This is a genomic window from Arthrobacter sp. PM3 (assembly GCF_003352915.1).
Classification (GTDB): Bacteria; Actinomycetota; Actinomycetes; order Actinomycetales; family Micrococcaceae; genus Arthrobacter.
In genome coordinates this window covers 2,343,277-2,368,773 of sequence record NZ_CP022314.1, presented here as the reverse complement: position 1 = coordinate 2,368,773, position 25,497 = coordinate 2,343,277, and the positions used below count along the sequence as shown (strand labels likewise).

The 25,497-nt window shown below is 69.4% G+C and carries 24 protein-coding genes, 1 tRNA gene and 2 riboswitches; of the genes, 10 read left to right on the top strand and 15 right to left on the bottom strand.

Annotated features, from left to right (window positions below):
* Positions 1-198 precede the first annotated feature (198 nt).
* The gene (locus CFN17_RS10925) at positions 199-1,794 is read left to right on the top strand and encodes a chitinase (RefSeq protein WP_261792155.1); all 1,596 of its coding nucleotides are present in this window, start codon (positions 199-201) and stop codon (positions 1,792-1,794) included.
* Positions 1,795-1,832: 38 nt separating this feature from the next.
* On the opposite strand, the gene CFN17_RS10920 is transcribed toward CFN17_RS10925, so the two are convergent.
* Positions 1,833-2,633, bottom strand: coding sequence for a DUF998 domain-containing protein (locus CFN17_RS10920; RefSeq protein ID WP_208747741.1), 801 nt, complete (start codon positions 2,631-2,633; stop codon positions 1,833-1,835).
* 83 nt (positions 2,634-2,716) lie between these two features.
* Here CFN17_RS10920 and CFN17_RS10915 point away from each other — a divergent pair.
* From CFN17_RS10915 to CFN17_RS10905, 3 genes are all read left to right on the top strand, one after another.
* Positions 2,717-2,789, top strand: a tRNA-Arg gene (locus tag CFN17_RS10915).
* A 1-nt stretch (position 2,790) separates the two neighbouring features.
* Positions 2,791-3,312, top strand: a complete 522-nt coding sequence (locus tag CFN17_RS10910) for a DUF6314 family protein (RefSeq protein WP_208747740.1) — start codon at positions 2,791-2,793, stop codon at positions 3,310-3,312.
* Entirely contained in the window at positions 3,309-3,716 is a 408-nt protein-coding gene (locus CFN17_RS10905; RefSeq protein ID WP_208747739.1) for an NUDIX domain-containing protein, read from the top strand. Before CFN17_RS10910 ends, CFN17_RS10905 begins: the two co-directional genes overlap by 4 nt.
* Here CFN17_RS10905 and CFN17_RS10900 read toward each other — a convergent pair.
* Together CFN17_RS10900 and CFN17_RS10895 are read right to left on the bottom strand one after the other, a co-directional pair.
* Positions 3,713-5,626 carry an ABC transporter ATP-binding protein gene (locus tag CFN17_RS10900; RefSeq protein WP_208747738.1) on the bottom strand — a complete coding sequence of 638 codons (1,914 nt, stop codon included), beginning with the start codon at positions 5,624-5,626 and terminating at the stop codon, positions 3,713-3,715. The genes CFN17_RS10905 and CFN17_RS10900 overlap by 4 nt on opposite strands.
* Entirely contained in the window at positions 5,623-7,290 is a 1,668-nt protein-coding gene (locus tag CFN17_RS10895) for an ABC-F family ATP-binding cassette domain-containing protein (RefSeq protein ID WP_208747737.1), read from the bottom strand. Before CFN17_RS10895 ends, CFN17_RS10900 begins: the two co-directional genes overlap by 4 nt.
* A gap of 143 nt (positions 7,291-7,433) precedes the next feature.
* Here CFN17_RS10895 and CFN17_RS10890 point away from each other — a divergent pair, with 143 nt between their 5' ends.
* The 4 genes from CFN17_RS10890 to CFN17_RS10875 all read left to right on the top strand — a co-directional run bounded on the left by CFN17_RS10890 (position 7,434) and on the right by CFN17_RS10875 (position 10,554).
* Positions 7,434-8,210, top strand: a complete 777-nt coding sequence (locus CFN17_RS10890) for a hypothetical protein (protein ID WP_208747736.1) — start codon at positions 7,434-7,436, stop codon at positions 8,208-8,210.
* A 68-nt stretch (positions 8,211-8,278) separates the two neighbouring features.
* Complete coding sequence (locus CFN17_RS10885) at positions 8,279-9,025, top strand: hypothetical protein (protein ID WP_208747735.1); 747 nt, start codon at positions 8,279-8,281, stop codon at positions 9,023-9,025.
* Positions 9,022-9,756, top strand: coding sequence for a hypothetical protein (locus CFN17_RS10880; protein ID WP_208747734.1), 735 nt, complete (start codon positions 9,022-9,024; stop codon positions 9,754-9,756). The genes CFN17_RS10885 and CFN17_RS10880 overlap by 4 nt, the downstream gene beginning before the upstream one ends.
* Before the next feature lie 54 nt (positions 9,757-9,810).
* Positions 9,811-10,554, top strand: coding sequence for a hypothetical protein (locus CFN17_RS10875; RefSeq protein WP_208747733.1), 744 nt, complete (start codon positions 9,811-9,813; stop codon positions 10,552-10,554).
* A gap of 198 nt (positions 10,555-10,752) precedes the next feature.
* On the opposite strand, the gene CFN17_RS10870 is transcribed toward CFN17_RS10875, so the two are convergent.
* From CFN17_RS10870 to CFN17_RS10830, 9 genes are all read right to left on the bottom strand, one after another.
* On the bottom strand, positions 10,753-13,788 hold the full coding sequence (locus CFN17_RS10870) for a glycoside hydrolase family 38 C-terminal domain-containing protein (RefSeq protein ID WP_208747732.1): 3,036 nt from the start codon (positions 13,786-13,788) through the stop codon (positions 10,753-10,755).
* Between the two features lie 88 nt (positions 13,789-13,876).
* Positions 13,877-14,749 (bottom strand): formate dehydrogenase accessory sulfurtransferase FdhD, encoded by an 873-nt coding sequence (gene fdhD, locus CFN17_RS10865; protein ID WP_208747731.1) that lies wholly within the window; start codon positions 14,747-14,749, stop codon positions 13,877-13,879.
* 90 nt (positions 14,750-14,839) lie between these two features.
* The gene (locus CFN17_RS10860) at positions 14,840-16,243 is read right to left on the bottom strand and encodes a molybdopterin molybdotransferase MoeA (protein WP_261792154.1); all 1,404 of its coding nucleotides are present in this window, start codon (positions 16,241-16,243) and stop codon (positions 14,840-14,842) included.
* Entirely contained in the window at positions 16,240-16,527 is a 288-nt protein-coding gene (locus CFN17_RS10855; protein ID WP_208747730.1) for a DUF6457 domain-containing protein, read from the bottom strand. The genes CFN17_RS10860 and CFN17_RS10855 overlap by 4 nt, the downstream gene beginning before the upstream one ends.
* A complete protein-coding gene (locus tag CFN17_RS10850) occupies positions 16,511-17,200 on the bottom strand; it encodes a molybdenum cofactor guanylyltransferase (protein WP_208747729.1) in 690 nt (229 codons plus the stop codon). Before CFN17_RS10850 ends, CFN17_RS10855 begins: the two co-directional genes overlap by 17 nt.
* 71 nt (positions 17,201-17,271) lie before the next feature.
* A complete protein-coding gene (locus CFN17_RS10845) occupies positions 17,272-17,772 on the bottom strand; it encodes an HNH endonuclease (RefSeq protein ID WP_208747728.1) in 501 nt (166 codons plus the stop codon).
* A gap of 221 nt (positions 17,773-17,993) precedes the next feature.
* Entirely contained in the window at positions 17,994-18,752 is a 759-nt protein-coding gene (locus tag CFN17_RS10840; RefSeq protein WP_208747727.1) for an NlpC/P60 family protein, read from the bottom strand.
* 296 nt (positions 18,753-19,048) lie between these two features.
* Positions 19,049-19,232: riboswitch (cyclic di-AMP (ydaO/yuaA leader) on the bottom strand.
* Between the two features lie 123 nt (positions 19,233-19,355).
* A complete protein-coding gene (locus CFN17_RS10835; RefSeq protein WP_208747726.1) occupies positions 19,356-20,177 on the bottom strand; it encodes a M23 family metallopeptidase in 822 nt (273 codons plus the stop codon).
* Between the two features lie 4 nt (positions 20,178-20,181).
* A riboswitch (cyclic di-AMP (ydaO/yuaA leader) is annotated at positions 20,182-20,395 on the bottom strand.
* 150 nt (positions 20,396-20,545) lie between these two features.
* On the bottom strand, positions 20,546-21,241 hold the full coding sequence (locus CFN17_RS10830) for a metal-dependent transcriptional regulator (protein WP_208747725.1): 696 nt from the start codon (positions 21,239-21,241) through the stop codon (positions 20,546-20,548).
* Positions 21,242-21,580: 339 nt separating this feature from the next.
* Here CFN17_RS10830 and serC point away from each other — a divergent pair, with 339 nt between their 5' ends.
* Positions 21,581-22,711, top strand: coding sequence for a phosphoserine transaminase (gene serC, locus CFN17_RS10825; protein ID WP_208747724.1), 1,131 nt, complete (start codon positions 21,581-21,583; stop codon positions 22,709-22,711).
* Positions 22,712-22,717: 6 nt separating this feature from the next.
* Here serC and CFN17_RS10820 read toward each other — a convergent pair whose 3' ends face one another.
* Genes CFN17_RS10820 through CFN17_RS10810 form a run of 3 tightly spaced genes read right to left on the bottom strand, consistent with a single transcriptional unit; the run spans position 22,718 to position 25,082 of the window.
* Positions 22,718-24,037 (bottom strand): MFS transporter, encoded by a 1,320-nt coding sequence (locus CFN17_RS10820; protein WP_208747723.1) that lies wholly within the window; start codon positions 24,035-24,037, stop codon positions 22,718-22,720.
* Positions 24,038-24,081: 44 nt separating this feature from the next.
* Complete coding sequence (locus tag CFN17_RS10815; protein ID WP_208747722.1) at positions 24,082-24,690, bottom strand: DUF3027 domain-containing protein; 609 nt, start codon at positions 24,688-24,690, stop codon at positions 24,082-24,084.
* Positions 24,691-24,698: 8 nt separating this feature from the next.
* Positions 24,699-25,082 carry a cold-shock protein gene (locus tag CFN17_RS10810; protein WP_208747721.1) on the bottom strand — a complete coding sequence of 128 codons (384 nt, stop codon included), beginning with the start codon at positions 25,080-25,082 and terminating at the stop codon, positions 24,699-24,701.
* Between the two features lie 178 nt (positions 25,083-25,260).
* Here CFN17_RS10810 and CFN17_RS10805 point away from each other — a divergent pair, with 178 nt between their 5' ends.
* Positions 25,261-25,494 carry a hypothetical protein gene (locus tag CFN17_RS10805; RefSeq protein ID WP_208747720.1) on the top strand — a complete coding sequence of 78 codons (234 nt, stop codon included), beginning with the start codon at positions 25,261-25,263 and terminating at the stop codon, positions 25,492-25,494.
* Positions 25,495-25,497 lie beyond the last annotated feature (3 nt).

Here is a 25,497-nt window from a genome sequence, read left to right as displayed (position 1 = left end):
ATATGACTACAAAGTCGGCAGATTGGCGCGCGCTGACCGCAAACCCGCACGCCGCACCGGGATGTTCCGGTGAGTGCCCTTATGATAATGCAAGGTCAGAGGCTTGCCGGACATCAGACACCCCGGAAATCACAAGAGCCGATACCGGCGGCCGGCGCGTGACCGGCTGTTCCACAAAAGACGCACAAGGGGGGCCCTGTGTCCAAAAGATTCCCAGGCCGCAAACTATCGGTGGTCCGGCTGGGCATACTCGTTAGCGCCGTTGCGGCTGCTGCCGCCGGCGGCGTCGCCGCGTGGGGCAACTTCCAGGACGTCCGGGCGGCCGAGGCCATCCCGTCCGTGTTCTCAGGCTACGTCGACGTCACAGCGACACCGCGGTACGCGTTCGAGGCGCCGGCGTCCAAGGACGCCGAGAAAGTCGTGCTGTCCTTCGTGGTCGCCGACCCGAAGGACCCGTGTTCGCCGTCCTGGGGCGCCGCCTACTCCCCCGCCGACGCCGCATCGTCGCTGGATCTGGACCGTCGTGTAGCCCGGCTGCAGCAGCTCGGCGGCTCGGTGGCCATCTCCTTCGGCGGCCTGGCCAACCAGGAACTGGCCGTCACCTGCACGGACGCGGCCAAGCTGAAAACCGCCTACCGTAGCGTTGTTGACCGCTACAACGTCAGCAGCATCGACCTCGACGTCGAAGGCGAAGCCCTGTCTGACCCCGCAGCCCTGGCGCGGCGGGCCACGGCCATCGCCGGGCTCCAGCAGGACCGGCAGCGCGACGGCAAAGGACTCAGCGTCTGGCTGACGCTCCCGGCCGATCCCAACGGACTCACGACGTCCGGAGTCGACGCCGTGAACCGGATGATCACCGCAGGCGTCGATCTCGCGGGCGTGAACGCCATGACGATGGACTACGGCGGAAGCAAACTGCCGGGCCGCTCCATGTACGAGAACGCCGTGTCCGCCGCGGAAGCCACCCACCGGCAGCTGACCGGCCTGTACCGGGCGGCCGGCAGCGAACTCGGCAGCGAAACCGTGTGGCGCAAGATCGGGCTCACGCCGATGATCGGCCAGAACGACATCGCGGGCGAAGTCTTCACGCTCCGGGACGCGCAGGACCTCAGCGCCTACGCCAGCAACCGCGGCGTCGGCCGCCTGTCCATGTGGTCCCTGAACCGCGACCGGACCTGCAGCCAGAATTTCCCCGACGTCACCAAGGTCTCCGACGGCTGCAGCGGCGTGGACCAGGGCGGCTCGTCCTTCGCCACGATCCTCGGCGCCGGCGTGATGGCGAGCCCGTCGGCCGCACCTGCCGCCGCGGCCCAGCCGACGCCGGTCCCGGCCGTCAGCGACAACCCCGCCACCAGCCCGTACCCGGTGTGGTCCGAAACCACCGCCTACACGGCCGGCGAGCGGATCGTCTGGCACTCGAACGTGTACGAAGCCAAGTGGTGGTCCCGCGGCGACACCCCGGATGACCCCGTGCTCCAGGGCACGGCGACCCCGTGGCGTATCATCGGCCCCGTCCTGGCCGGCGACAGGCCGACGCCGCAATTGACGGCCCCGGCCGGCACGGCCCCGGCGTGGCAGCCGGCCACGGTCTACCGCAAGGGCGACCGGGTGCTCTTCGAAGGCCGGGTCTTCGAGGCAAAGTGGTGGAACCAGAGGGACAGCCCCGAAGCCGCGCTGCAGGGATCACCGGAGTCGCCGTGGTCCAAGCTGCGCGACGAGGAACTCCTGAAGCTGCTCGGCACCGGGACGGCGTCCGCCAAGCCGACGCCCGCCCCCAGCACGACGGCGCCCTGACCCGCCCTGGGTTCGGGCCCGCCCAACGGTCCGGGCGGTCAGCGCGCCCGGGCCCGGGCGGCAGTGCGCAGCGCGCGCTCCCGCTGCACGCGCTGGGCGACGACGAGGCCGGCCGCGGCGACCCCGGCGGTGATGGGGTACCCCATCAGCCGCTCCAGGGTCCCCGGTTCCGCCACGTGCATGCCGGTCACTCCGCCGGCCACGAGCGCCGCCGCCGACACCAGGCCGCACGAAAGGATCAGCCATGACAGCGGCGTCTGCCGCAGCCACAGCCCGCCCAGCACCAGCAGCGCCAGGGCGCCGGCCGCGAAGTACATCACGGCGCCGACCACATGCCAGGCCGATCCCGTGTCTTCCGGAACGAACCCCACGATGACCGTTCCTGCCCCGGCGGTGCCGGTCAGCACCCGGGCCGCCCCCGCTGCAACGACGCCGGGGCTCCAGCGCGCCGGACTCCACTTTCCGGTCCCCGGCATCCGGCCCCGTGCCAGCGGAATGCCGGGCCGCGCGGCAAGGCGCAGGAGCGCCGAGCCGAGGAGGAGCGCTCCGACCATCATGCCGATCCCCTGGACCACGAAGGAGGCGTTCATCAGCAGATGCGCCGGGGAACAGACGTCGCGGCCGGCGAAGTCCCCGCAGCCCAAGGCGCCAAGGTCGCTGATGTAGCCGGTGCGGCGGCTGTAGGGCTCGGTGCCGTCCCAGGCGCCGATCACCGCCGCCTCCGCCACGAAATACTGCAGCACGCTCAGCTTCGCCAGGGCTCCGGCGTAGAACCGGGTGGCGGCCACATCCGGGTAGTAAAGGGCTTCGGCGGACAGCTTGGCGGTACCTGCGGTCATGCCAAGAGCGTAGTACCCCCGCGCACCTTGTATGCTTGTATCCGTGTCCGCCCCGGACGGCCAACGGCCTGCCGCGGACGCCCGCCCTCGTAGCTCAGTGGATAGAGCACGGCTCTCCTAAAGCCGGTGTCGTTGGTTCGATTCCAATCGAGGGCACTTGAATTTTGCCGCCCCGCAAGACACCCCGGACTTTGACCTCCGCGCCTACCTGCGCGGCTCCTGGTCCGTGGAGCGCACCCTCCTGGACCGCAGCACCGGCACCCGCGGCACGTTTACCGGCGTCGTCCGCTTCACGGAGCACGACGGCGGCGGCCTTGCCTGGCGTGAAGAAGGCACCGTGCGCTGGACAGCCGCTGACGGCGCGCCGTTTACCGCCCCGGCCACCCGGGAATATCTGCTGCGGGCCGCCGACACCCCTGCCGTCCTGGACGTGTTCTTCCAGGACGGCCGCCCGTTCCACCGCATGGGATTTGCCGGCAGCGCCAACCGTGCCATGCACTGGTGCGATCCCGACACCTACCGCGTGACCTACACCGTGCTCGGACCTGATGCCTTCGGCTACCGCTGGGACGTGACCGGCCCGGCGAAGGACCAGCTGCTCGAGTCGGTGCTGCACCGGCGGGACCCCGCCACAGACGCCGCCGCAGACAGCCCCGCTGCTGCCGGGGGTGCAGGGTGAACCCCCGCATTGTGGTCTCCGCCGTCTGCGTCTTCGACCACGCCGGCCGCCTCCTGACCGTCCGGAAACGGGGCACCGACAAGTTCATGCATCCCGGCGGCAAGCCCGAGGCCGGCGAAACGGCGGCCGAGGCCGCGGTCCGCGAGCTCCGGGAGGAAGTGGGGATCGAGCTGGCCGCGGACCGGCTGGACCTGCTGGGTTGCTGGCTGGCCGATGCCGCCAACGAGGCGGCCACCCAGATCGAGGCCACCGTCTTTACGGCACCGGGCGTGTGGAGTGCCAGCCCCTCGGCCGAGATCGCCGAAATCCGCTGGCTGGACCTGGCCGGCGAACTGCCCGGCGACCTCGCACCGCTGCTGACGGACCACGTGCTGCCGGCGCTGGCGGCCAGGCCCGTGGCCTAGTACTCCGGGACGGATTCCCGGGCGACGGCGTCGGCTTCGGCGAACTGTGTCCGGTACAGCTCCGCGTACCGGCCCTCGGCGGCCAGGAGTTCGTTGTGGGTGCCCCGCTCAACGATGGAGCCGTTCTCCACCACCAGGATCGCGTCGGCCGCCCGGATCGTGGAAAGCCGGTGGGCGATCACGACGGCGGTACGGCCTTCCAGCGCGGCGCCCAGCGCCTCCTGGACGGCGGCCTCGTTGGTGGAGTCCAGCGCGGCGGTGGCCTCGTCCAGGATCACCACGCGCGGCTGGGCAATGAGCAGCCGGGCAATGGTCAGCCGCTGCCGTTCACCACCGGAGAGCCGGTAGCCGCGCTCCCCCACCACGGTGTCCAGGCCGTCCGGCAGGGACCGGATCATGTCCTCGAGCCGGGCGCGCCGCAGCACCTCCCACATCTGCTCCTCGGTGGCATCCGGGCGGGCCAGGCGCAGGTTGGCGGCGATGCTCTCGTGGAACAGGTGCCCGTCCTGGGTCACCATGCCGAGGGTCTCGCGCATCGAATCGAAGGTGAGGTCGCGGACGTCCACGCCCGTGCCGGGCTGCGTGCCGCCGAAGCGGACGGCGCCGGAGTCGACGTCGTACAGGCGGGACAGAAGCTGCGCGATGGTGGACTTCCCGGCCCCCGAGGAGCCGACCAGGGCCACCGTCTGCCCCGGTTCGACCCGGAAGCTGATGCCGTGCAGCACCTCCTCGCCGCCGCGGGTGTCCAGGGTCCGGACGTCCTCCAGCGACGCCAGCGAGACCTTGTCCGCCGAGGGGTAGGCGAAGCGGACGTCGTCGAACTCCACCGAAAGCGGGCCCGGCGGGGAGGCCACGGCGTCGGGCTTCTGCTGGATGAGCGGCTTGAGGTCCAGGATCTCGAAGACGCGCTCGAAGCTGACCAGGGCGCTCATGATTTCCACCCGGGCGTTCGAGAGCGCCGTCAGCGGCGCGTAGAGGCGGGTCAGCAGCAGTGCCAGCACCACGACGTCGCCGGCGGCCAGCTGCCCCTGCAGCGCCAGGAAGCCGCCCAGGCCGTAGACCAGTGCCAGGGCCAGCGCCGAGACGAGCGTCAGGGCCGTGACGAAGGTGAACTGCAGCATCGCGGTGCGGACGCCGATGTCCCGGACCCGGCCGGCCCGGAGGGCGAACTCGCGGGATTCCTCGTCGGGGCGGCCGAAGAGCTTGACCAGGGTGGCGCCGGGCGCGGAGAAGCGCTCGGTCATCTGGGTGCCCATGGTGGCGTTGTGCTCGGCCGCCTCACGCCGCAGGTCGGCGAGCCGGGAGCCCATCCGGCGGGCCGGGATCAGGAAGATCGGCAGCAGAATCATGGCGAGCACCGTCACGAGCCACGACTTGTTGAGCATGACCGCGAGGGTCAGCGCGAGCGCCACCACGTTGCTGACCACCCCGGACAGTGTGCCCGCGAAGGCCGACTGCGCCCCGATGACGTCGTTGTTGAGCCGGCTCACCAGGGCCCCGGTCCGGGTCCTGGTGAAGAAGGCGATCGGCATCTTCTGGACGTGGTCGAAGACCTTGGTGCGCAGGTCCAGGATCACGCCCTCACCGATCGTGGAGGACAGCCAGCGGGTCAGCAGGCCCAGCCCGGCTTCCGCCACGGCCACGACCGCGATCAGGACGGCGAGCCCGATCACCGTTGCGGCGTCGGCGTGGGCGATGATTTCGTCCACCACCTGCCCGGCGAGGACCGGGGTGGCGACGGCCAGGACGGCCATCACGATGGAGAGCAGCACGAACGCGATCAGCTTGCCGCGGTGCGGCCGGGCAAAGCCGAAGACCCGCTTCAGTAGCGTCTTCGAGAACGGTTTGGTCCCGCTCGAGGCGCGGGTGATGTTGTAGAGGGAGCTCCAGGCGACCCGGTCCATGCTCATACGGTGTTGCCTTTCGGGGCATTGGTGTGCAGTTCGGTGACGACGCCGTTCTCGACGTTCCAGCGGGCGTCCAGCCGGACGTTTTCGAGCAGCCGGCGGTCGTGGGTGACGAGCAGCAGCGCGCCGTCGTAGCTGTCCAAGGCCTCCTCGAGCTGCTCGATGGCGGGCAGGTCGAGGTGGTTGGTGGGCTCGTCCAGCACCAGCAGGTTCACGCCGCGGGCCTGCAGCAGCGCCAGCGCGGCCCGGGTCCGCTCCCCGGGGGACAGCGAATTGACGGCCCGGCCCGTGTGGTCGGCCTTGAGGCCGAACTTGGCCAGCAGCGTGCGCACTTCGGCCGGGGTGTACCCGGTGAGGACGGCCTCGACGGCGTCGGCCAGCAACAGCTCACCGGCCAGCAGGCCGCGTGCCTGGTCGATCTCCCCGACGGCCACGGACGCGCCCATGGATGCGTCCCCGGCGTCGGGCTGCCGGACGCCGAGCAGGAGCCGCAGGAGCGTGGATTTGCCGGCGCCGTTGGGACCGGTGATCCCGATCCGCTCCCCCGCGTTGAGCTGCAGGTTGACCGGGCCCAGGGTGAAATCACCCTGGCGGGCGACGGCGTCGCGCAGGGTGGCCACGACGGCACTGGAACGCGGGGCCGCGCCGATGCTGAACTGCAGCTGCCATTCCTTGCGCGGCTCCTCGACTTCCTCCAGCCGGGCAATGCGCGATTCCATCTGCCGGACCTTCTGCCCCTGCTTCTCCGAGGACTCGGTGTTGGCCGCCCGGCGGATCTTGTCGTTGTCCGGGTTCTTCTTCATGGCGTTCCGGACGCCCTGGGAGCTCCACTCGCGCTGCGTGCGGGCGCGCGCGACGAGGTCGGCCTTGGTGGCGGCGAATTCCTCGTAGCGTTCCCGGGCATGGCGGCGCGCGACGGCGCGCTCCTCCAGGTAGGCCTCGTACCCGCCCTCGTACACCGCGACGGCGTTCTGGGCCAGGTCCAGTTCCACCACCGTGGACACGCAGCGGGCCAGGAACTCGCGGTCATGCGAAACCAGGACGACGCCGCCGCGCAGGCCCTGCACGAAGGCTTCCAGTTTGGCCAGGCCGTTGAGGTCGAGGTCGTTGGTGGGTTCGTCAAGCAGCACGATGTCGAAGCGGCTCAGCAACAGCGCGGCCAGGGCCACCCGGGCGGCCTGCCCGCCGGACAGCCCGGTCATCCCGGCGTCCGGCCCGACGTCGAGGCCCAGGTCCGCCAGGACGGCCGGGATCCGGTCCTCGAGGTCGGCGGCGCCGGAGGCCATCCAGCGGTCGAAGGCGAGCGAGTAGGCGTCGTCGGCGCCCGGGGCGCCGGATCCCAGAGCCTCGGCGGTGGACTCCATGGCCGCGGTCGCCTGGGCGCAGCCCGTTCGCCGGGCGATGTAGCCGGCCACAGTTTCGCCGGCAACGCGCTCGTGTTCCTGGGGCAGCCAGCCCACGAACGCGTCGGCCGGTGCCAGGCTCACCGTGCCCTCCTGCGGTTCGTCGACGCCGGCGAGGAGCCTGAGCAGCGTGGATTTTCCGGCGCCGTTGGCACCGACGACGCCGACGACGTCGCCGGGGGCTACGGTCAGGGAGAGTTTTGAGAAGAGGGTGCGGTGATCGTGACCACCGGAAAGGTCCTTGGCAACAAGGGTTGCAGTCATTAGTTCATCCTCTCACCCGGGCCCGGGCATAGAAGAACCCGCCGGTCCGGACTTGGGGGGGTGTACGGACCAGCGGGTTCGAGCATCTAGCATAGTTGAATCGCTCCGCATCGTAAAATCACCGCATCGGGAGGGCCCTGCGCATGATTGAAGTCCTGCAGTGGTCCACGCTGGCGGTCTGTGCCCTCGTGGCGCTGTTGCGGCTGCCCAGCGCTTTGCGCGGGGAGAACCGCTCCCTCTTTGGCATCTTCGTGCTCACCACCTGCGCCATGCTGCTCAGCCTCAAGGGGCCGTACTCGGCGGTTGACGCCTGGCTGGGATCGGACAATGTCGCCAACCTCATTTTGCGCTTCGTCGTCTACGGGACGGTCCTGCTGGCCGGATACAAGATCGCCCGGGCATTCAACAGCACCCGCAGCATCCGGCTCATCACCGGGCCGGCGGGAATTGCCGTGCTCGCCGCCGTCGCCGCCGCCACCGTGGTGCCCTTCCTGCTGGCGGATACCGCGGGCACGTCAGCGGGCCTGGTCGGGCTGGCGAACCGGAGCCCGCATAACGCGCAACTGATCGGACTCTACGCGGTCGCCGGCCGGGCCTACCCGGGCTTCGTCGCCGCGTGCCTCCTGCCGGCCACCGTGCCGGCAGCCAGACGGCGGTCACGGCTGCCCCGCCTCGTCCGCGCCGGCGCGGCCGTCCTGTCCGTCGGCGGCGCCGTCATGGTCCTGCTGGCTGCCAGCGACCTCCTGCCTCCGGGGATTCCGTATGTGCGGTACATCCTGAGTTCGGCGGCGGTCCTCGGATTGGTCGTCGGCCTGGCGCTGATCTGGCTCGGCCGGGTCGTCGCCGGGCGGCGCGCCGTAAATAAAACAGACTTTATAGAAACGACGTCCCGCCGCCAGCCGCAAAGTCATTTAGAGTGAAAGAATCTTTGAGGTGCACACGCGCAACCGCGTCGCCATGCTCCCATCCCACGCGCAGGAAGCCCTAGATGCCACTACCCGCAAAGGCGTTCCAACTCTGGCTTCATCAGGTTGCCCCGGCAGCGAGTACAGCCGATATCTGCAGGATCTCCGGGATTAAGCGCACCACGCTGGCGCAGCAGCTGGTACGCGGAAAAGTAGCTGAGACCACGCTGGTCAGCATCAGCCGGGCGCTGCAGCTGAGCCCGCTGGCGGCCCTCGCGTCGTTCGAGAACTATGCGGAACTTACCGCCCATGCGCAGCCGCCCACTCCGGCCGAGCTTGTCAGCCAGGTGGCCACCATGGATCTGCTGCGCGCGGTCATCTCCCGCGCCTCCCCGGCCTACGGCGGCTACGGCGACACGGGCAGCTCCCTGACGCCCGGGCTGACCCCCGCGCCGCACGCCACCTCCGTGCGGAACTGGGTGGACGCCATCGACGACGGCGAGCTGCGCCACCGGGTGTCGGCCGCCACCGGCGTGGCCCCGCAGAACTATTCGGCCCAGCTCACCGCCAACAGGCTCTCCCCCGAACTCGCACTCGCGACGGCCCGCGCGGCGGGCGTGGGCTTCACGGGCGGGCTTGTGGCCACCGGCCTGATCACCGAAGACGAGGCCGGCTGGGCGCCCGGCGCCAAGCAGGCAGCGCTGGACGCCCTCTCCGACGGTGACCTCACCGCCCTGGCCGGGGAACGGCTCCAGGCGCTCGGCAAGACGCTGCGGCGCCAGGAGCAGGAACAGGCGCAGACAGAAAAGATTTGGGAGAATCTCGGATGATCGCGGCCCTGCAGTGGACCACCCTGGCGGTCTGCGCGCTCGTCGCCGCGATCCGGATTCCCAGCGCACTCCGGGGCGAGAACCGTTCCCTGTTCGGCATCTTCGCCCTGATGACCCTGGCGATCCTGCTGAGCATCGATGGACCGTACGTGGCGATCGACCAGGTCCTGGGCGGGACCAACGTCACCAACGTCATTTTGCGGTTCGTCGTTTTCGCTGCCATCTTCCTCCTGGGGCTCCGGGTGGCGCGCGGCTTCAGTGCGCACGACGCCCTGCGCCTGATCACGGGCCCTATCGGAATCGCGGTGGCGGCGGCCGCTTCGCTAGTGGTGGTCGCGGTTTTCCTCATGACCGACACGGCCGGATCTTCCGCCGGGCTGGTGGGCATCGCCGCCAGGAACCCGCGCAACGCGGCCCTCGTGGAGTATTACGGAGCCGCAGGCCGCCTCTACCCGGCCTTCGTCACCGTGGCCCTGCTCCCGGCGATGCTGCGGACGTTGCGCAGCCGGCTCCCGGTCCTCGTGCGGTCCGGCGCGGCACTGCTGGCCCTCGGCACCGTCGCGATATCCCTCAGCCTGCTTTCTCCCGTCATTCCGCCGCCCCTGGGCTTCCTGCGGTTCGTCTTCAACTACACGGCGGTCCTGTGCCTGGTTCTGGGGCTGTCGCTGATCTGGCTGGCCAAGGTGCTTGCGCGGCGGGCACCGAAGAAGCAAGCTGTCATCACCCGATAGTCCTGCTCCTAGCAGCCGAACAATGCAAATGAAAACAGGGCAGAAGAAGTAGCAATGATTGCCATCCTCCAGTGGGGCACACTGATCGTATGCTCCGCGGTACTCATCCTCCGCGTTCCGGACGCCGTCCAGGGCCGCAACCGGATGGTGTTCGGCATCCTGCTAATCGCAACCGTGTGCAGCCTGCTGTCGGTCCCGGCGCCCTATGAGGCGGTCGACCGGGTGCTGGGCGGCTGGAACGCCACCCATCTGATCCTGCGGTTCCTCGTGTTCACGGCCGTCCTGCTGGTGGGGCTGCGGGTCGCCCGGGGCCTCGGCGACGCCCGGGGCCACCGCCTCATCGCCGGCACCGTGGGGCGCTCCGCCCTGGCCCTGAGCGCTGCGGCCGTGGCGGTGATTTTCTTCCAGATGGACACCCGCGGGTCCTCGGCCGGGCTGCTGGACCTGGCGGACGACGGCGGACGCAATGCCGCCCTGGCCCCCTTCTATGCGGCGGCCGGCCGCGCCTACCCGGCGTTCGTGTCCCTTGTCCTGCTGCCCGCGTTGCTGGCCGCCGCCGCCGGCACGCTGCCGCGGCTGGTCCGGGCCGGCGCCGCCGCGACCTGCCTCGGCGCGCTCGCCACAGTCCTCAGCGTTCCCGCTTCCTTCACCCCGGAGGACTGGGCACCCGGCGCTCATCTGGTGAACTATCTGGCGGTCCTGGGCTATGTCCTGGGCCTGTGCCTGTTCTGGGTGTCCGGGCGCGCCGCCAGGGAATCTGGTAACACTCGCGCAACATTCCGGAAAGACTCAGGCTAGGCCATTCACAGAATCATTAGAGCATGAGAGAATCATGAATGTGTGAAAGCGACATTCGCTTCGCGTACGGAAGTCAGCCGTGCGAAGCTAAGGCAGTCGTCCAAGCGCCATTGGGGGGATGAGTGGTAGCGGTCCGCAAGGACCGCTCCCACTCAGCCTGTTTAACGGTGTTTTCCGCTTTGGGTTTCGTGCCCGGCGTCAGCGCACGAACCGCAGCGTGACCAGCTGGAACGGCCGCAGGCTGAGCCCTGCAGAGTCCGCGCCCGCACTCACCCCGGGTGCCTCGGCCGGCCGCTCCAGCAGATCGACGGCATGAACCCCGGTGACCGGGAAATTCGCGCCCACCCGGCCGGCGGACCGCTCACCCAGAGATTCGTACAGCCGGACGATCACGTCGCCGGAGCCGTCTTCGGCGAGCTTGACCGCCTCGATGACGTGGGCCGGGTTGGCCACGGTGAACAGCGGGTCAACCCCGTGGGCGCCCTTCGCCAGCCGGGGTGCCAGATTGGTGCGGTAGCCCTCTTCGACGGCGTCGGCGATCGCGGCGCCGGGCCGGACCGTCACGTGCAGCTCGTGCCTGCCGCGGTCGGCGCCGGGATCCGGGAACTTGGGCGCCCGCAGCAGTGACAGGCGCACCGTCGTGGTGGTTCCGCCGTCGTCCGCCCTGACATCGCGGGTGACGTCGTGACCGTAGGTGGCGGCGTTGGAGATGGCCACCCCGTAGCCGGGCTCGGCGACGTGGATCCAGCGGTGCGCGCAGATCTCGAATTTCGCCACTTCCCAGGACGTGTTGAGGTGGGTGGGGCGGAAGACATGCCCGAACTGGGTTTCCGCCGCGGAGCGGTCTGCCCTGACGTCCAGGGCGAAGCCGAGCTTGAGCAGCTTTTCGCTCTCCTGCCAGTCCACGGCGGTGGAGATCGCCAGGGAGTCGGCTCCGGCCGCCAGCGTGATCCGCTGGGTCACGGCCGAGGCGCCGGCCATCCGTTCAACCACCACGACGGCGTCCGGACTGTGCTGTTGGGGCCCTCGTTCCAGCGTCACCGAGAGGGCCTCGGCCAGCCGGACGACGTTCCGGCGGTAGAAGGCGTCGATGTCCCAGGCATCCCATTCGTTCGGGGTGTCCCGGTGCAGCTCGAGCAGGTTGCCGAATTGTCCGGGCGCGATCGCTTCACGCCCCGTGGCGTAATCGGTGAGCGAGGCCAGCAGCCCGTTGGCGTCGACAACCGCCCGGATGATGCCGTTGTCCAGGATGTAGCCGCCGCCGGCTTCGGTGGCGGCCACCGGTTGCCCGGTCCGGACCGGCTCGGCGGCGGCCAGGGCCGGCACGCCCTGGCGCCCGTGCGGGGCCGCGTTGAGGAGGAACTCCCGGTCGCCGGTGCCCAGTGCCGCGGCGGCGGCTTCCGCGATGATCGCTTCGAGCCCGCGTTCGACGGCGGCGTAGTTGCGCTCGGCGTCCTGGTGGACCCAGGCGATGGAACTTCCCGGCAGGATGTCGTGGAACTGCTGCAGCAGGACCAGCCGCCACAGCCGCTTGAGCTCCGCGGCGGGATAGCGGAAGCCGGCGCGGACGGCCGCCGTCGCACTCCAGAGTTCGGCTTCGCGGAGCAGGTGCTCGCTGCGTCGGTTGCCGCGCTTGGTCCTGGCCTGGCTGGTGTACGTGCCGCGGTGCAGCTCCAGGTACATTTCCCCGACCCAGACCGGCAGGGGCTCATACTCGGCCTGGGCCCGAGTGAAGAAGTCTGCGGCCGAGCCGATCCGCACCTTCGGGGAGCCCTCCAGGTCCGCGGCGCGCCGCGCCGCGGCCAGCATCTCGCGGGTGGGACCGCCGCCGCCGTCGCCGTAGCCGAAGGGAACCAGCGACGTGCCGCCGCGTCCGTGGTCGCGGTAGTTGCGTTCCGCGTGCGCCAGGTCCCGGGCGCTGAGGTCCGAGTTGTAGCTGTCCACGGGCGGGAAGTGGGTGAAGACCCGGGTTCCGTCGATCCCCTCCCAGCTGAACGTATGGTGCGGCATCCTGTTGACCTGGTTCCAGGAGATCTTCTGGGTCAGGAACCAGCGGCTGCCGGCGGCTTTGATGATCTGCGGCAGCGCCGCGGAGTACCCGAACGTGTCCGGCAGCCACGCCTCCTGGCACTCCACGCCGAACTCGGCCAGGAAGAAGCTCTTGCCTTCCAGGAACTGCCGGGCCATGGCTTCGCCGCCGGGCATGTTGGAGTCCGATTCGACCCACATCCCGCCGACGGGCACGAACTGGCCGGTCCGGACCTTGTCCACGATCCGGCCGAAGAGTTCCGGGTAGTACTCCTTCATCCATGCCAGCTGCTGGGCGGAGGAGCAGGAGAAGATGAAGCCGGGGTCCTCGTCCATCAGCGCGACGACGTTGGAAAACGTCCGGGCGCATTTGCGGATGGTTTCCCGCACCGGCCACAGCCAGGCGGAGTCGATGTGCGCGTGGCCGGTGGCCACGAGCTGATGCGCCGAGGCGTAGGCCGGCCGGGACAGGACCCCGGCCAGGGCCGCCCGGCCCGCCTCGGCGGTTCCCGCGACGTCGTCGGGGTCCATGATGTCCAGCATGTGTTCGAGCGCCCGCAGGATCTCGTGGCGGCGGGGCAGGTCCATGGGCAGTTCGTGCATGAGACCGCTGAGCGTACGGATGTCCTGCTGCAGCTCCCAGACCGTCCGGTTGAGTTCCGCGATGGCGATCCTGCCGAGGCGGTATTTCGGTTCGCTGCCGGACGTCGCTTTGTCCCCGTAGGGTGTGGCGGCGAAAGTCCAGTTCTGGGACAGGTCCGGGTTGGCGGCGGCTTCAACGTAGAAGTCCACGGCCATGCCGCCGCCCAGGAGCTTGAGCGGGATGAACTGGTTGCGGGGCGAGATCGCCTTGATGATTGTCCCGTCCGGCCGCCAGGCGATGCCTTCGCACTGGAACCCCGGGAGGTCGCCGCTGAACCCGAGGTCTACGAGGACTTCCACGGACGTCCCGGGCGCCGTCCCCCAGGATTCCGGCACTTCCCCCTGCAGGCGCAGCCACGTGGTGCTCCACGGCCGCCCCCAGGGCGCACCGTGGTCCTGGGGCGTGAATTCGTGCTGCAGCGCTGTCAGGACCGGCACCGGCTCGTCCGGCACGTCCCAGCTGCTCAGGGTCAGCGGCACGGTGCGCGGGTAGACCGCGGGTGCGATCCGGTCACGGACAAAACGGTCCAGCCGGACTTCCGTAAGACGGCGGTCGTCGTGCAATGTGATCCTCTTCAGCGCTGGCGGACCCGATCGGCTCCAATCGATGGATAAAACTTACGCCGCGGGGAACTCTTTGGCCAAGTGCCGGCTAGCCGGCCGCCGGGGCCGGCACCGCCACGCGGTGTTGCCCGGCGTACACGTTCAGGCTGGTCCCGCGGCTGAATCCGGCCAGGGTCATCCCGCTCGCCTCGGCCAGCTCGACCGCCAGGCTGGAGGGAGCGCTGACGGCGGCGAGGACGGGGATTCCGGCCAGCGATGCCTTCTGGACGAGTTCGAAGGAGGCCCGGCCGGAGACCTGCAGCACGGTCCCCCGCAGCGGCAGCAGGCCCTCGCGCAGTGCCCAGCCCACCACCTTGTCCACGGCGTTGTGCCGTCCGACGTCTTCCCGGAGGCACAGCAGTTCGGCGGCGCCGTCGTCGGAAATCCGGAACAGCCCGGCGGCGTGCACTCCGCCGGTGACGTCGAAGACGTCCTGGGCCGACCGGAGGGCGTCCGGGAGGGCGGCCAGGGTTTCCGCCGTGACGGTCAGCGGGTCCGCGGCCGGGCTGTAGTGCGAGGCCTTGTGGACGGCTTCGATCGAGTCCGTGCCGCAAATACCGCAGGAACTGGAGGTGAAGACGTTTCGTCCGGTCTCGGGCAGGACGACGTCGGGCCGGAGCTGGGCTTCGACGACGTTGAAGGTCTGGACGCCGTCGGCGTTCTCGCCGGCGCAGAACCGGAGGGAGACCAGTTGCTCGGGTGACCAGATGACCCCTTCGGAGACCAGGAAGCCTGCGACGAGATCGAAGTCATTGCCCGGCGTGCGCATCGTGACGGAGAACGACATGCTTCCCAGCCTGATTTCCAGCGGTTCCTCGACGGCAAGGACGTCTTCCCGGTGCCGGACGGGGAATTCGAGTGCCTGCGGGGAACCGTCCAGGACAATCTTGTGCACTTTGCGGCGCTGCGTCACGCGGCCCATCGGTACTCCTCGGGAAAATGTTTGTACGGCTGTTTCCATCATTGCAAGCGCCGGACCGGGAAGCCAGCGGCGCCGGTGCGGCCCCGACGCTCAGCCCAGCAGTGCACTCCAGTCCACCGGACCGTCACTGGCGGCGGGTTTCCGGGGCGTCCGTTTCGCGGCCGGTTTGGGCGCGGCGGGGGCCGCGGGGTCCGGGAGCGGCGGGCCCCAGGGCAGGGCGAAGGCGGGGACCGGTTCGCCCAGCTGCACGCCGTGGGGCGGGACCACCAGGACGCCGTCGGCGGCGGCCAGGCCCCGCATCATTCCCGGGCCGGTGTGCTGCGCTGGCGAGGCCATGCCGTAGAGCAGGCGGAAGGGCATGAGCCGGGTCCGGCCGGGGTCGGCCTCGATGGTGGAGCCGCACGGCACGTCGCTCAGCGGCGGCATGGACCGGTGCCCGAGGGCTGCCAGCAGCGGACCGCCGATGGTGGACAGCGCCATCATGGCCGCGAGGGGGTTGCCGGGCAGGCCGATGACGTAGCGGCCGTCGGGTAGTTCGGCGAGGACGGCCGGGTGGCCGGGCCGCATGGCGATCCCGTCGATCAGCAGGCGTCCGCCCAGCTCCGCGACGGAACGCCGGAGGTGGTCCGTGCCGGAGCGTCCCGTGCCGCCGGTGGTGATGACGACGTCGGCGGGCGGGCTGTCATCGGCAGGATCGCCAGCGGTGCTCCCGGCGCCGGGCGGAGAGACGGGCTGGCCGTCCTCGAGCGCTGCCAGCCATTCGGCATAGGTGTCGCCGATCTTCACTTCCTCGGTGCAGATCCCGCCGAGCATGGCCACGACCGCTCCCAGCTGGGGGCCAAAGGTGTCCCTGACTTGCCCGGGCGCCGGCGTCCCGGACGTGACAACCTCGGAGCCGGTGAAGACGAGGCGCACCACGGCTTTGCCGAGCACCGGGAGGGTGTCGGTTCCGGCCAGGGCCGCGAGGGCCAGGTGGGCCGGATTGAGGACGGTGCCGCCCTTGATCAGGATGTCGCCGGCGGCAGCTTCCTCGCCTGCTTTCCTGATGTGGTCGCCGTTGCGAGGATCGCCCGGCTTCGCGGAACCGCCGAGCTTCAGGACCGGCAGGCCGTCCTCGTCGGTGTCGATGACGCCGCTTTCGCTGCGCAGGACGGCTTTGGCGCCTGCCGGGATGAGGCCGCCGGTGGCGACCGGGCTGGCCTGGTGCGGGGCCAGCCGCTGGTTGGGTTCGGCCAGGATCCAGGGACCGCTGCCGTTGACGGCCCAGCCGTCCATGGCGGAGGAGGCATAGTGGGGCATGTCCTGCTGTGCCTCGACGTCCGCGGCCAGGGTCCGGCCCAGGGCCTGCCGGAGCGGGACGGGGGCGGCGGGGATGGGGGCGGCGCAGTCGAAGGCGAGCTGCCGGGCCTCCTGCCAGGTGTGGGCCAGATGCCGGTGCGGCTCGTCCGTGCCTGCGGGGTCGGGTCCGCTGCCCTCCGGGGGCGCGGGCGTCATGCCCCGGTGGCTTCGGCGGCCGCGTAGTCCTTGGCAAGCCTGCGGGCTACGGCCATGGCGGCCTGCATGGGGTCGGCATCCGCGGCTTGTCCCGCACCGGAGGCCAGGCCCGCGGCGTAGCCTGCGATGAACGTGGTCAGCGGCGCCGCCGGGCGGACCACGGAGTGCGCGGCCACGCCTGCGAGGGAGAGGACCTCGTTCACGTCAATCTCGACTTCTTCGAGCTGGAGGGCCTGGAGCAGGGCACGGCACCAGTCTTCCAGCGTTTCATCCTGGCTTTTCACCGTTTGCCTCCATGGTCGGGTTCTGCTGCGCGGTGCCGGGGCCCGGACCAAGGCCTGGAATCCCGCCGGACACCCCTAGTGCGGCTGCGTCATCCCAAGTGTCAACATCATCCGTGGACCCCTGGGGGACGCGAACTTCCCGCACCTCCAGCCTAGCAAGAAGGGCGAAGACCGAGGCGTTTTCGAGCCTGTCCTCGCGCGCTGCGTCCGTCGCAGCCCGTTGTAGCGCAGCCGTGCCATAAAAACCCGCGAGCGGCTGCTTGCGCCCCTCGGCCGAGACGGCCATGACGCCGTCGCCCGCAATGCCGGCCTGTTCGTCGATCAGCGCGTCGGCGAGGGCACGGACGGCCGCTGCGGACCGGGGCATGTCGCAGGCCAGGACCAGGGTGAAGGGCGCGGGGGCGCCGGGACTTGAGGCGCGGTCGGCCAGGGCGCTGAGCCCGGCCGCGATGGCGGCCGCCGGTCCCCCGAAGGGCGGATCTTCCCGGCAGGTCAGGGTCCCCGCCGGCAGGTCACCGGGGTCGGGCCCGACGACGGCAACCCGTCCGGCGCCGTCCGCGGCGCGCAGGGACCGCGCGAGGAGGGTGGCGCCGTCATACATGAGCCGGGCCTTGGGCACACCGCCGAGACGGGCGGACCTGCCCCCGGCGAGGATGATGGCGTCGAACTCCACGGGGTCAGCCTAACCCGGCACCGGCCACTATTCGTTCAAACAACAGCTCAAACAGCAGTTCAAACAGCAGTTCAGGCGGCCGATTCCGGCAGCAGGAACGGGTCCCAGGCCGGCGTCGGCTTCTCAAGTTCTTTGATCTGCCAGATGGTGCCCTTCGGCGGGCCGGGCACGAAGCCGAGCTTCCAGCCCATTTCCGCCGGCGTGTGGTCGCCCTTGGCGTTGTTGCAGCGCAGGCACGCCGCCACGAGGTTCTCCCACGAGTCGGCACCGCCGCGGGACTTGGGCTGGACGTGGTCGATCGTGTGGGCGGCCTTGCCGCAGTACGCGCAGCGGTGGGCGTCGCGGCGGAGCACGCCGCGGCGGCTGACCGCCGTGACCGTGTTGTACCGCGGCCGGATGTAGCGGTTTAGCAGGATGACGGACGGGCGGCCCAGGATGTCCTGGGGGCCGACCACGGGGTCGTCCCCCTCGGCCACCACACTGGCCTTTCCGGTCAGGACAAGGACCAGCGCCCGGCGGAAGGTGACTACCGCCAGCGGCTCATATCCAGCATTCAGAACGAGAGTGCGCATCCGCATACCTCTTCACGGCCGCACCCGCCAGGGGCACGAGGGCCGGCTGCCCTCTGCATGGTCGGGCTATGGATCGACAAGACAAGAGTAAACACTCAACTGCCGGATCACCGAATATTTTTTCGCTGGCGCGGCGGGCGGCGCGGAAAGTTCATTCCCCGGCAACGCAAAAACCCCCGCCTCGTGAGGCGGGGGTCTTTGCGTGTGCGGTGGGCGTGAGCTTAGCCGCCGACGCGGATGAAGACCGGGCCGGAGCCGACGTTAACGCTGTACAGCGCGGTGGTGCCGCCGTTCCAGCCGCCGTGCACTGCCATGCCGTTGCCGACGTAGACCGCGATGTGGGCCATGCCGACGCCGCCGTTCTGGTAGTACGCGAGGTCACCCGGGCGTGCTTCCGCGGCGCTCACGGTGCGGCCCAGGGACAGGTAGCCTGCCGGCCAGCCGTGGTAGTGGATGCCGGCCGCAGCGAGGGCGTTGGTGGCGAGGGCGGTGCAGTCCTGCGCGACACCGATCTGTGCGTAGGCCGCAGCAGCGATGGTCGCGCCGGCGCCGCTGCCGATCCCGGCCGGGGCCTGGGCGGCCACGCCGCCGCTGACGCCCAGCTGGGCGCCGCCGGCCTGGGAAGCCGTGGCGTCCTGGACCTTGACGACCGGCTTGGGGGCCTCGACGACGGGGGCCGGCGTCGTCGTGACGGCGGGCTTCTCGTAGGAGATCGCGATGGTGGATGCGGCCGAGATCGTGGCCGGAGCGGAGGACTGGACCTCCAGGGCCGAAGCCGAGGTGGATTCGCGCTGAACGTTGGTCTCAGCAGCGTTGGCTGCGATTCCGCTGGTCAGAACCAGACCGGAGGCTGCGGCGATGACCGCGGCCTGACGGCCCATGCCGCCGGCGTTGTCGCCGACAGCCTTAGCAATAACAGCCAACGAGTTGGTCTTGGTGACCTCGGCGCGGTGCCGTGCAGCGGTTGCACGAGTAGTCATTAAGTTCTCTCTTTCGTGATCCTTGGACCGCGCGCTTCGGGCGCGGAGTGAGGACGCTCCGGCATCTTGGGGGTACGCCGGATCGCCCCGTAAAACGGGTTACTTAGCGAAGGGTGTACTGCGAAGACGCGCCAAAAGCGGGAACTGCATGCTGTCCGGGCTCGGTAGAGATTGAGCCTGCGGAACGTGATCCAATCCGGGCACCGGCAAGGGCGGCACGTGATGTGGATGCCAGCGGGCTCAGGTGAGCCGCGCCAGTGCGCAGACGCGCAGCATTGTGGCGTGAAGACACGAAAGTAGCCTCTCCCAATGCCTACGAGGTGAGCTGTCGGATTCGGATGGGAGTCACCCGGCCGCGCCGCTTCCTGGGAAGCTTTGCGACTTAACCCCTAGGCCTTCTTTCGAAGGCCGAAATTGGTTCCCCCGCCCCTGCCAGACGATGTAATGCGAACGGACCTTGAGCGGTGGCAGAGCTAGGCAATCCACTCAAGAGCGCCAACTTCGGAAAAGTTGGCGTGCTTCAAACCCTACAGGAGTCCGGCCGCAATGTCACATTCAGATCACGGCGTGTCACGGTGAATTGAGAGTCGGCCATCGTCTTTATTAGAGCCAGCCGAGGGGGTCGACGACGTCGCCGTTGACCATCACTTCAAAGTGGAGGTGGCAGCCGGTGGAGGCGCCGGTGGTTCCGCTCATGGCGACGACGTCGCCGCGGGAGACCTTCTGGCCCACCGTCACCGTGGACGAGGACAGGTGGTTGTACGTGGTCTCCAGGCCGTTGCCGTGGTCGATGACCACCCGGTTTCCGCCGCCGTAGGGGTGCCATCCGTTGAAGGTCACGGTGCCGCTGGCGGCCGCGTGGACCGGCGTGCCGCACTGGGCGGCGAAGTCCTGGCCTCGGTGGAACTCCCCCGCGCCTCCCGTGATGGGACTCACGCGGTAACCGAACGGCGAAGCGGTGACCATCTGGTCCAGCGGTGCACCCAGCGTGCCGGCCGACGCGGCGCGGGTGATGCTGCCGACCGACTGGGCGCTCAGCAGCTGCTTGAGTTTGCCGTCCGGGTCGCCCTTGGTGGTGACGGCCGTCCGGCTGAAATCAACCTTTGCGGCGGCGGCAGCCGTGACATCCGGCTGCGCAGCGGCCGAAATCGCGCCGGACCCGCCCGTGTTCGAGGCCATGACCGGGTTGGTGACGGGGACCGTGACCGTGAGCACCAGACCGGTGGCAGCCAGTGCTATACCGGCCTTCTGCCCCACGCCGCTGGCGGCGGCGAAATCCGTGACCTGGCGGAACGGGCTGCGGCGGCGCCGGCGTTCATCGCGGTGCGCGTCACGCGGGCGCTCGGCCGTATAGGTGACGACGGGGCGCGGCTCCGGAGCGGGACCGGTCGCGCGGCGACGGCCCCTGGCGGTCTGGGTGGTCAAGAACGGTTCCTCTCTGGATAGCCTGCGAAGTTAGCTGTCGGATTCGGGTCAGAGAGATCAAAGACCCGGTCCGCCACTGCAAGCACCCGGACACGGAGGCACCCCTGGGGGTCCCTCAATGGAAGCTGCTTGCCGCTGACGGACTTCACCCCGAGGCTGCTCAAGAAGCAGCCGAAAGTGGTTCCCCCGCCCCTGCCAGGAGGTGGTTCTGCGACTGATCCGCTGGCAGGGCTCGGCTTCGGATCAGGTAACGCTTTGGTATCGGTACAGGCCACTAACTATAGAGGATTAAGCCACCCGGTAATAAATCCGTAATCGCTGGTGTGCAGAACTCATGGGTCGTCCCATGACTGCCGCATTGCGGCTGGTCAGGCGACTGTTACAAAGACGTGCGCGGCAACCTCGGGCGGCAACTCCAGGGCACCTTCGATATCCGGCACGCGGACCGAGATGTACTCCCCCACGCGCTCCAGCGACACCAGAGCCCCGGGCCGGATCCCGCCCTCGTCCAGCTGGGCCAAAAGCTCCGGTTCCACCTGGATCGGCTCGGCGAGGCGGTTGACCGTGACCCGGGACCCGGCGCCGTAGCCGGCCATGGCCTCCAGCAGGTTCACGACGCCGTCCGCAGGCGTTCCGGCGGGAGCGCCGCCAAGTTCCGCGAGGCCGGGAATCGGGTTGCCGTAGGGCGAAACGGTCGGGTAGTCGAGCATCTCGAAGATCCGCCGCTCGACGCGTTCACTCATCACGTGCTCCCAGCGGCACGCTTCCTCGTGGACGTAGGCCCAGTCGAGCCCGATCACGTCGGCGAGGAGGCGTTCGGCGAGGCGGTGCTTGCGCATGACGCCGATGGCGCGTTTCCGTCCGGTTTCGGTCAGTTCAAGGTGCCGGTCGCCTGAAACAACCACCAGGCCGTCACGTTCCATCCGCCCAATGGTCTGGGAAACAGTGGGGCCGGAGTGCCGGAGCCGTTCGGCGATGCGGGCACGGAGGGCGACGATGTTTTCTTCTTCAAGTTCCAGAATGGTCCGAAGATACATCTCCGTGGTATCGATCAGATCCGTCATTCAGCTCAGCTCCTCGAGCGCAGTCCGTGCGTCATTCCCACCGTACCGCGTGCGGGCATCATGCAGGATGCCCTGGCGGGACCCGCCGTACGTTCGCAGGACAGCCTAGCCTATTTTGAATTACTCCGGATAATTTTTCGTCCGGCCTGCGCCGGCACCCCCGGCCGTCCCGCCGCGGCACCGGCGTCTCAATGACCGGACTGTGACAGGCCTTTTTCCGGATCACCGTCAGCCGCGGGCAAAATGAAACAGGCAGAATATAACGGGGGGCCCGATCCAGCCACCCCTGCCAGGGCATCTGCCAGCCACGCCACGTACCAGCCGAAAATTGGAGCCACTGTGAGCGACACCAGCATCACGATCCCCGCCAACCTGCTGCCCAAGGACGGACGGTTCGGCGCCGGCCCGTCCAAGGTCCGCCCGGAACAGATGGAAGCCCTCGCGGCGGCATCGGCGAAGCTGCTGGGAACCTCGCACCGCCAGGCGCCGGTCAAGAACCTTGTCGGCTCGGTGCGCAGCGGCCTCAGCGAGTTCTTCCGCGCCCCGGACGGCTATGAGGTGATCCTGGGCGTGGGCGGTTCCACCGCATTCTGGGACGTCGCCTGCTTCGGGCTCGTGGACAACAAGGCACAGCACCTGTCCTTCGGCGAGTTCGGCTCGAAGTTTGCCTCGGCCACCGACAAGGCGCCGTTCCTCGCCGGCTCCTCCATCATCAAGGCCGAGCCCGGCACCCGCCCCGCGGCGCAGGCCGAGGCCGGCGTCGACGTCTACGCCTGGCCGCAGAACGAGACGTCCACCGGTGTGGCCGCCCCCGTGCAGCGGGTGGCGGGCGCCGACGAGGGATCGCTGGTGCTGGTCGACGCGACCTCGGCCGCAGGCGGCCTGGACGTGGACGTGGCGGAGTCGGATGTCTACTACTTCGCGCCGCAGAAGAACTTCGCGTCCGACGGCGGACTGTGGCTGGGCCTGTTCTCCCCGGCGGCGCTGGAACGCGCGGCCCGGATCAAGGCCAGCGACCGCTGGATCCCCGACTTCCTGGACCTGCAGACGGCCATTGACAACTCCCGGCTGAACCAGACCTACAACACCCCGGCGCTGGCCACCCTGGTGACCCTGGATGCCCAGGTGCGGTGGCTGAACGCCAACGGCGGCCTGGACTTCGCCGCCGCCCGCACCGCGGATTCCGCCGGCCGGATCTACCGCTGGGCCGAGGCTTCCAGCTACGCCACGCCGTTCGTGGCCAAGGCCGAGGACCGCTCCAACGTGATCGCCACGATCGATTTCGACGACACCATCGATGCCGCGGCCATCGCCAAGGTGCTCCGGGCCAACGGCGTGGTGGACACCGAGCCCTACCGCAAGCTCGGCCGCAACCAGCTGCGCATCGCCACGTTCGTGGCCATCGAACCGGACGACGTCTCGGCGCTGCTGGAGTGCATCGACTTTGTGGTGGCGGAGCTCAAGAAGTAAACATCGTCAGCTCCCGACGGCGTCGTCCCGGCCAGGTGCCGGGGCGGCGCCGTCGTCGTTGACGCCGGCCCGGCTTTCCAGCCGGAAGTACCGCAGTCCCCGCGCCCGGCGGTTGAAGTGGAGCCGCAGCTGCCGCGCCCGGATGATCCACAGCAGCCCGATCAGGGCCGCGAGCAGCCCGGCCGCGGCGGCGACGCCCATGGACCAGCGGGGGCCGGCGGTGTTGGCCACCCAGCCGACGAACGGCGCCCCGATCGGCGTTCCGCCCATGAAAATCGCCATGTAGAGGGCCATCACCCGGCCCCGCATGACGGGGTCCGTGGTGGTCTGGACGTAGCCGTTGGCGCTCGTCATCATGGTGATCGCGAACAGCCCCACGGGCACCAGCGCCACCCCGTACCAGAAGTAGCTCGGGGCCAGCGCGGCGATGCCCGAGGTGATGCCGAACGCGCCGGCCGCCCCGAAGACGAACCTCAGCCGCGGCTTGCCCCGGCCGGCGGCCAACAGCGCCCCGGCGACCGAGCCGATCGCCATGATCGAATTCATCAGGCCGAAGGCCCCCGCGTCGAGGCCGAACTCGGTGCCGACCATCGCCGCGATGAACAGTGCGAAATTCAGGCCCAGGGTCCCCACGATGAAGATGGCCACGAGCACCACCACCAGGTCCGGGCGGAACCTCACATAGTGCAGCCCCTCACGGATCCGGCCCTTGCCGGCCGCCGCCCGCGGCATCCGCCGCAGCGACGCCGCCGGAATCTTCGCCAGGCTGACCAGCAGGGCGACGAACGTCAGGGTGTTGATCAGGAACACCCAGCCCGGCCCGACGGCGGCGGTGAGGACACCGGCGACGGCCGGTCCGATCATGCGGGCGACGTTGAAGGAGGCGCTGTTGAGGGCGACGGCGTTGGGGAGGTAATCGTCCTGGACCAGTTCCGAGACGAAGGTCTGCCGCACCGGCGCGTCCAGCGCGGACACCACGCCAAGCAGCAGGGCAAAAACGTAGACCTGCCAGAGCTGCGCCGCCCCCGCGATCACGAGGAGGCCCAGCCCGGCGCTCAGCAGGGCCATGGCGGACTGGGTCAGCACCAGGAGCCGTTTGCGGTGGAAGCGGTCCGCGACCACCCCGGCCACCGGGGCGAGGAAGAGCTGCGGGCCCAGCTGCAGGGCCATGGTGATCCCGACGGCCCCGGCGTCCTGCGCCGTCAGGTGGGCGAACACCAGCCAGTCCTGGGCGGTGCGCTGCATCCAGGTGCCGATGTTGGAGATCAGCGCGCCGACGAACCAGATCCGGTAGTTCAGGATGTGCAGGGACTTGAACGTGGACATCAGCCCCGGCCCTCCGCGTGCACTCTCCCTGGCGTTTCCAACCGCTAGTCGGCCTCGTCCGCGGAGCGTTCCGGCTTTCCGGTGGGGGCCTTGCCCGTAGTGTCGTCGCCGGTGGTGTCCTGGCCGGAGGTGCCGGCGGTTTCGTCCTCGGCGGACGCGTCGTCCGTTTCGTCTTCGGCAGATGCTTCGTCGTCGAGGGGTTCGTCTGCCTGTGCGTCCTCGGGACGGACCCGCTCCGCCCACGGTACCCAGGCCGGTGCCAGGATGGAATCTTCCGAGGGCAGCAGGCCGAGTTCGTCGACCGTCACCGTTTTGGAACGCGAGTTCCGGGTCAGGACGGCATACCACTGCCAGCCCAGGTAGCCGGGCAGCCTGGATTCGAACAGGTGCGTCACCAGGCGGTCGCCTTCGCTGCGGGCACCGATGTGTCCGCCGATCTGCTCCGCCGGGGCAATGGTTTCCACGGCCGAACGGGCGAGGTCGACGGCGGCGGCCAGGACGGCGTCCGGCTTGCCGGTGCGCCAGACGGGCACGCCGGCGCGCGGGCGCGGTGCCTGTTTTGATCCGGCCGTCTTGGACGCGGTCCTCGCGGATCCGGCGGCCGCTGCGGGGCCGGCCTTCGGGGCCGGCAACTGGTCAGGTTCCTGGGTCATCGGGAGCCTTATACGTCCAGCTCGTCGGCAACCTTACGGAGGGCGGCGGCGATCGCCTTGCCCTTGTTGCCGTCGGGGTACTTGCCCGCGGACAGCGTCCCGGACAGGTTGTCCAGCACGCTGACGAGGTCCTGGACCAGCGGGGCGAGGTCCCTGGCGCTGGGCCGCTTGGCCTTGGCGATGGATGGGGTCTTGTCCAGTACGCGCAGGCCCAGCGCCTGGGCGCCCTTGCGGCCGTCGGCTACCCCGAATTCAACGCGTGTTCCGGCCTTGAGCTCGCTCACGCCCTCGGGCAGGGCGGACTTGGGCAGGAAGACTTCCTGGCCGTCCTCGCCAGCGAGGAATCCGAAGCCTTTTTCCTTGTCATACCACTTGACCTTGCCGGTAGGCACGTAATCAACCTTCTTCGTTCTGCGGGGACACGGCCGGCGGTCACCGCATCCGCATGGATACGCGGGTTCAGGGTATGACTGCCCGGACCGTGTTGGTCTCTATCCGTCAAGGTTATCGTGCCTTGTTCACTTTGGTGGCTTGAGGCGCGGGCGATGCCGGACTGTTAGCGTTGCCCACATGACACTGACGCGTTACCGGCGGCCCTTCCTGGTCATTGCGGCCGCCATTGCTGTGCTGTCCCTTGTTGCAGTCGGCGCGGTCATGGCCTTGGCGTTCAACCGTGTTGTGGCGCCCGTATGGCTGACTTCCGTGGCCCTCTACGGGCTCCCGGCGGCCTTCCTGCTCATGCTCGCGCTCGTCGTGGACGCGGTGCTGGCCCGGCGCCGCCCGCGCGGGCCCGGCGAACGGTAACGT

Coding starts and splice junctions, on each gene's coding strand:
- CFN17_RS10920 (WP_208747741.1), bottom strand. CDS start 2,633: ATGACCGCAGGTACCGCCAAGCTGTCCGCCGAAGCCCTTTACTACCCG.
- CFN17_RS10900 (WP_208747738.1), bottom strand. CDS start 5,626: ATGAGCATGGACCGGGTCGCCTGGAGCTCCCTCTACAACATCACCCGC.
- CFN17_RS10895 (WP_208747737.1), bottom strand. CDS start 7,290: ATGACTGCAACCCTTGTTGCCAAGGACCTTTCCGGTGGTCACGATCAC.
- CFN17_RS10890 (WP_208747736.1), top strand. CDS start 7,434: ATGATTGAAGTCCTGCAGTGGTCCACGCTGGCGGTCTGTGCCCTCGTG.
- CFN17_RS10885 (WP_208747735.1), top strand. CDS start 8,279: ATGCCACTACCCGCAAAGGCGTTCCAACTCTGGCTTCATCAGGTTGCC.
- CFN17_RS10880 (WP_208747734.1), top strand. CDS start 9,022: ATGATCGCGGCCCTGCAGTGGACCACCCTGGCGGTCTGCGCGCTCGTC.
- CFN17_RS10875 (WP_208747733.1), top strand. CDS start 9,811: ATGATTGCCATCCTCCAGTGGGGCACACTGATCGTATGCTCCGCGGTA.
- fdhD (WP_208747731.1), bottom strand. CDS start 14,749: ATGGGCCGCGTGACGCAGCGCCGCAAAGTGCACAAGATTGTCCTGGAC.
- CFN17_RS10860 (WP_261792154.1), bottom strand. CDS start 16,243: ATGACGCCCGCGCCCCCGGAGGGCAGCGGACCCGACCCCGCAGGCACG.
- CFN17_RS10845 (WP_208747728.1), bottom strand. CDS start 17,772: ATGCGCACTCTCGTTCTGAATGCTGGATATGAGCCGCTGGCGGTAGTC.
- CFN17_RS10840 (WP_208747727.1), bottom strand. CDS start 18,752: ATGACTACTCGTGCAACCGCTGCACGGCACCGCGCCGAGGTCACCAAG.
- CFN17_RS10830 (WP_208747725.1), bottom strand. CDS start 21,241: ATGACGGATCTGATCGATACCACGGAGATGTATCTTCGGACCATTCTG.
- CFN17_RS10820 (WP_208747723.1), bottom strand. CDS start 24,037: ATGTCCACGTTCAAGTCCCTGCACATCCTGAACTACCGGATCTGGTTC.
- CFN17_RS10815 (WP_208747722.1), bottom strand. CDS start 24,690: ATGACCCAGGAACCTGACCAGTTGCCGGCCCCGAAGGCCGGCCCCGCA.
- CFN17_RS10805 (WP_208747720.1), top strand. CDS start 25,261: ATGACACTGACGCGTTACCGGCGGCCCTTCCTGGTCATTGCGGCCGCC.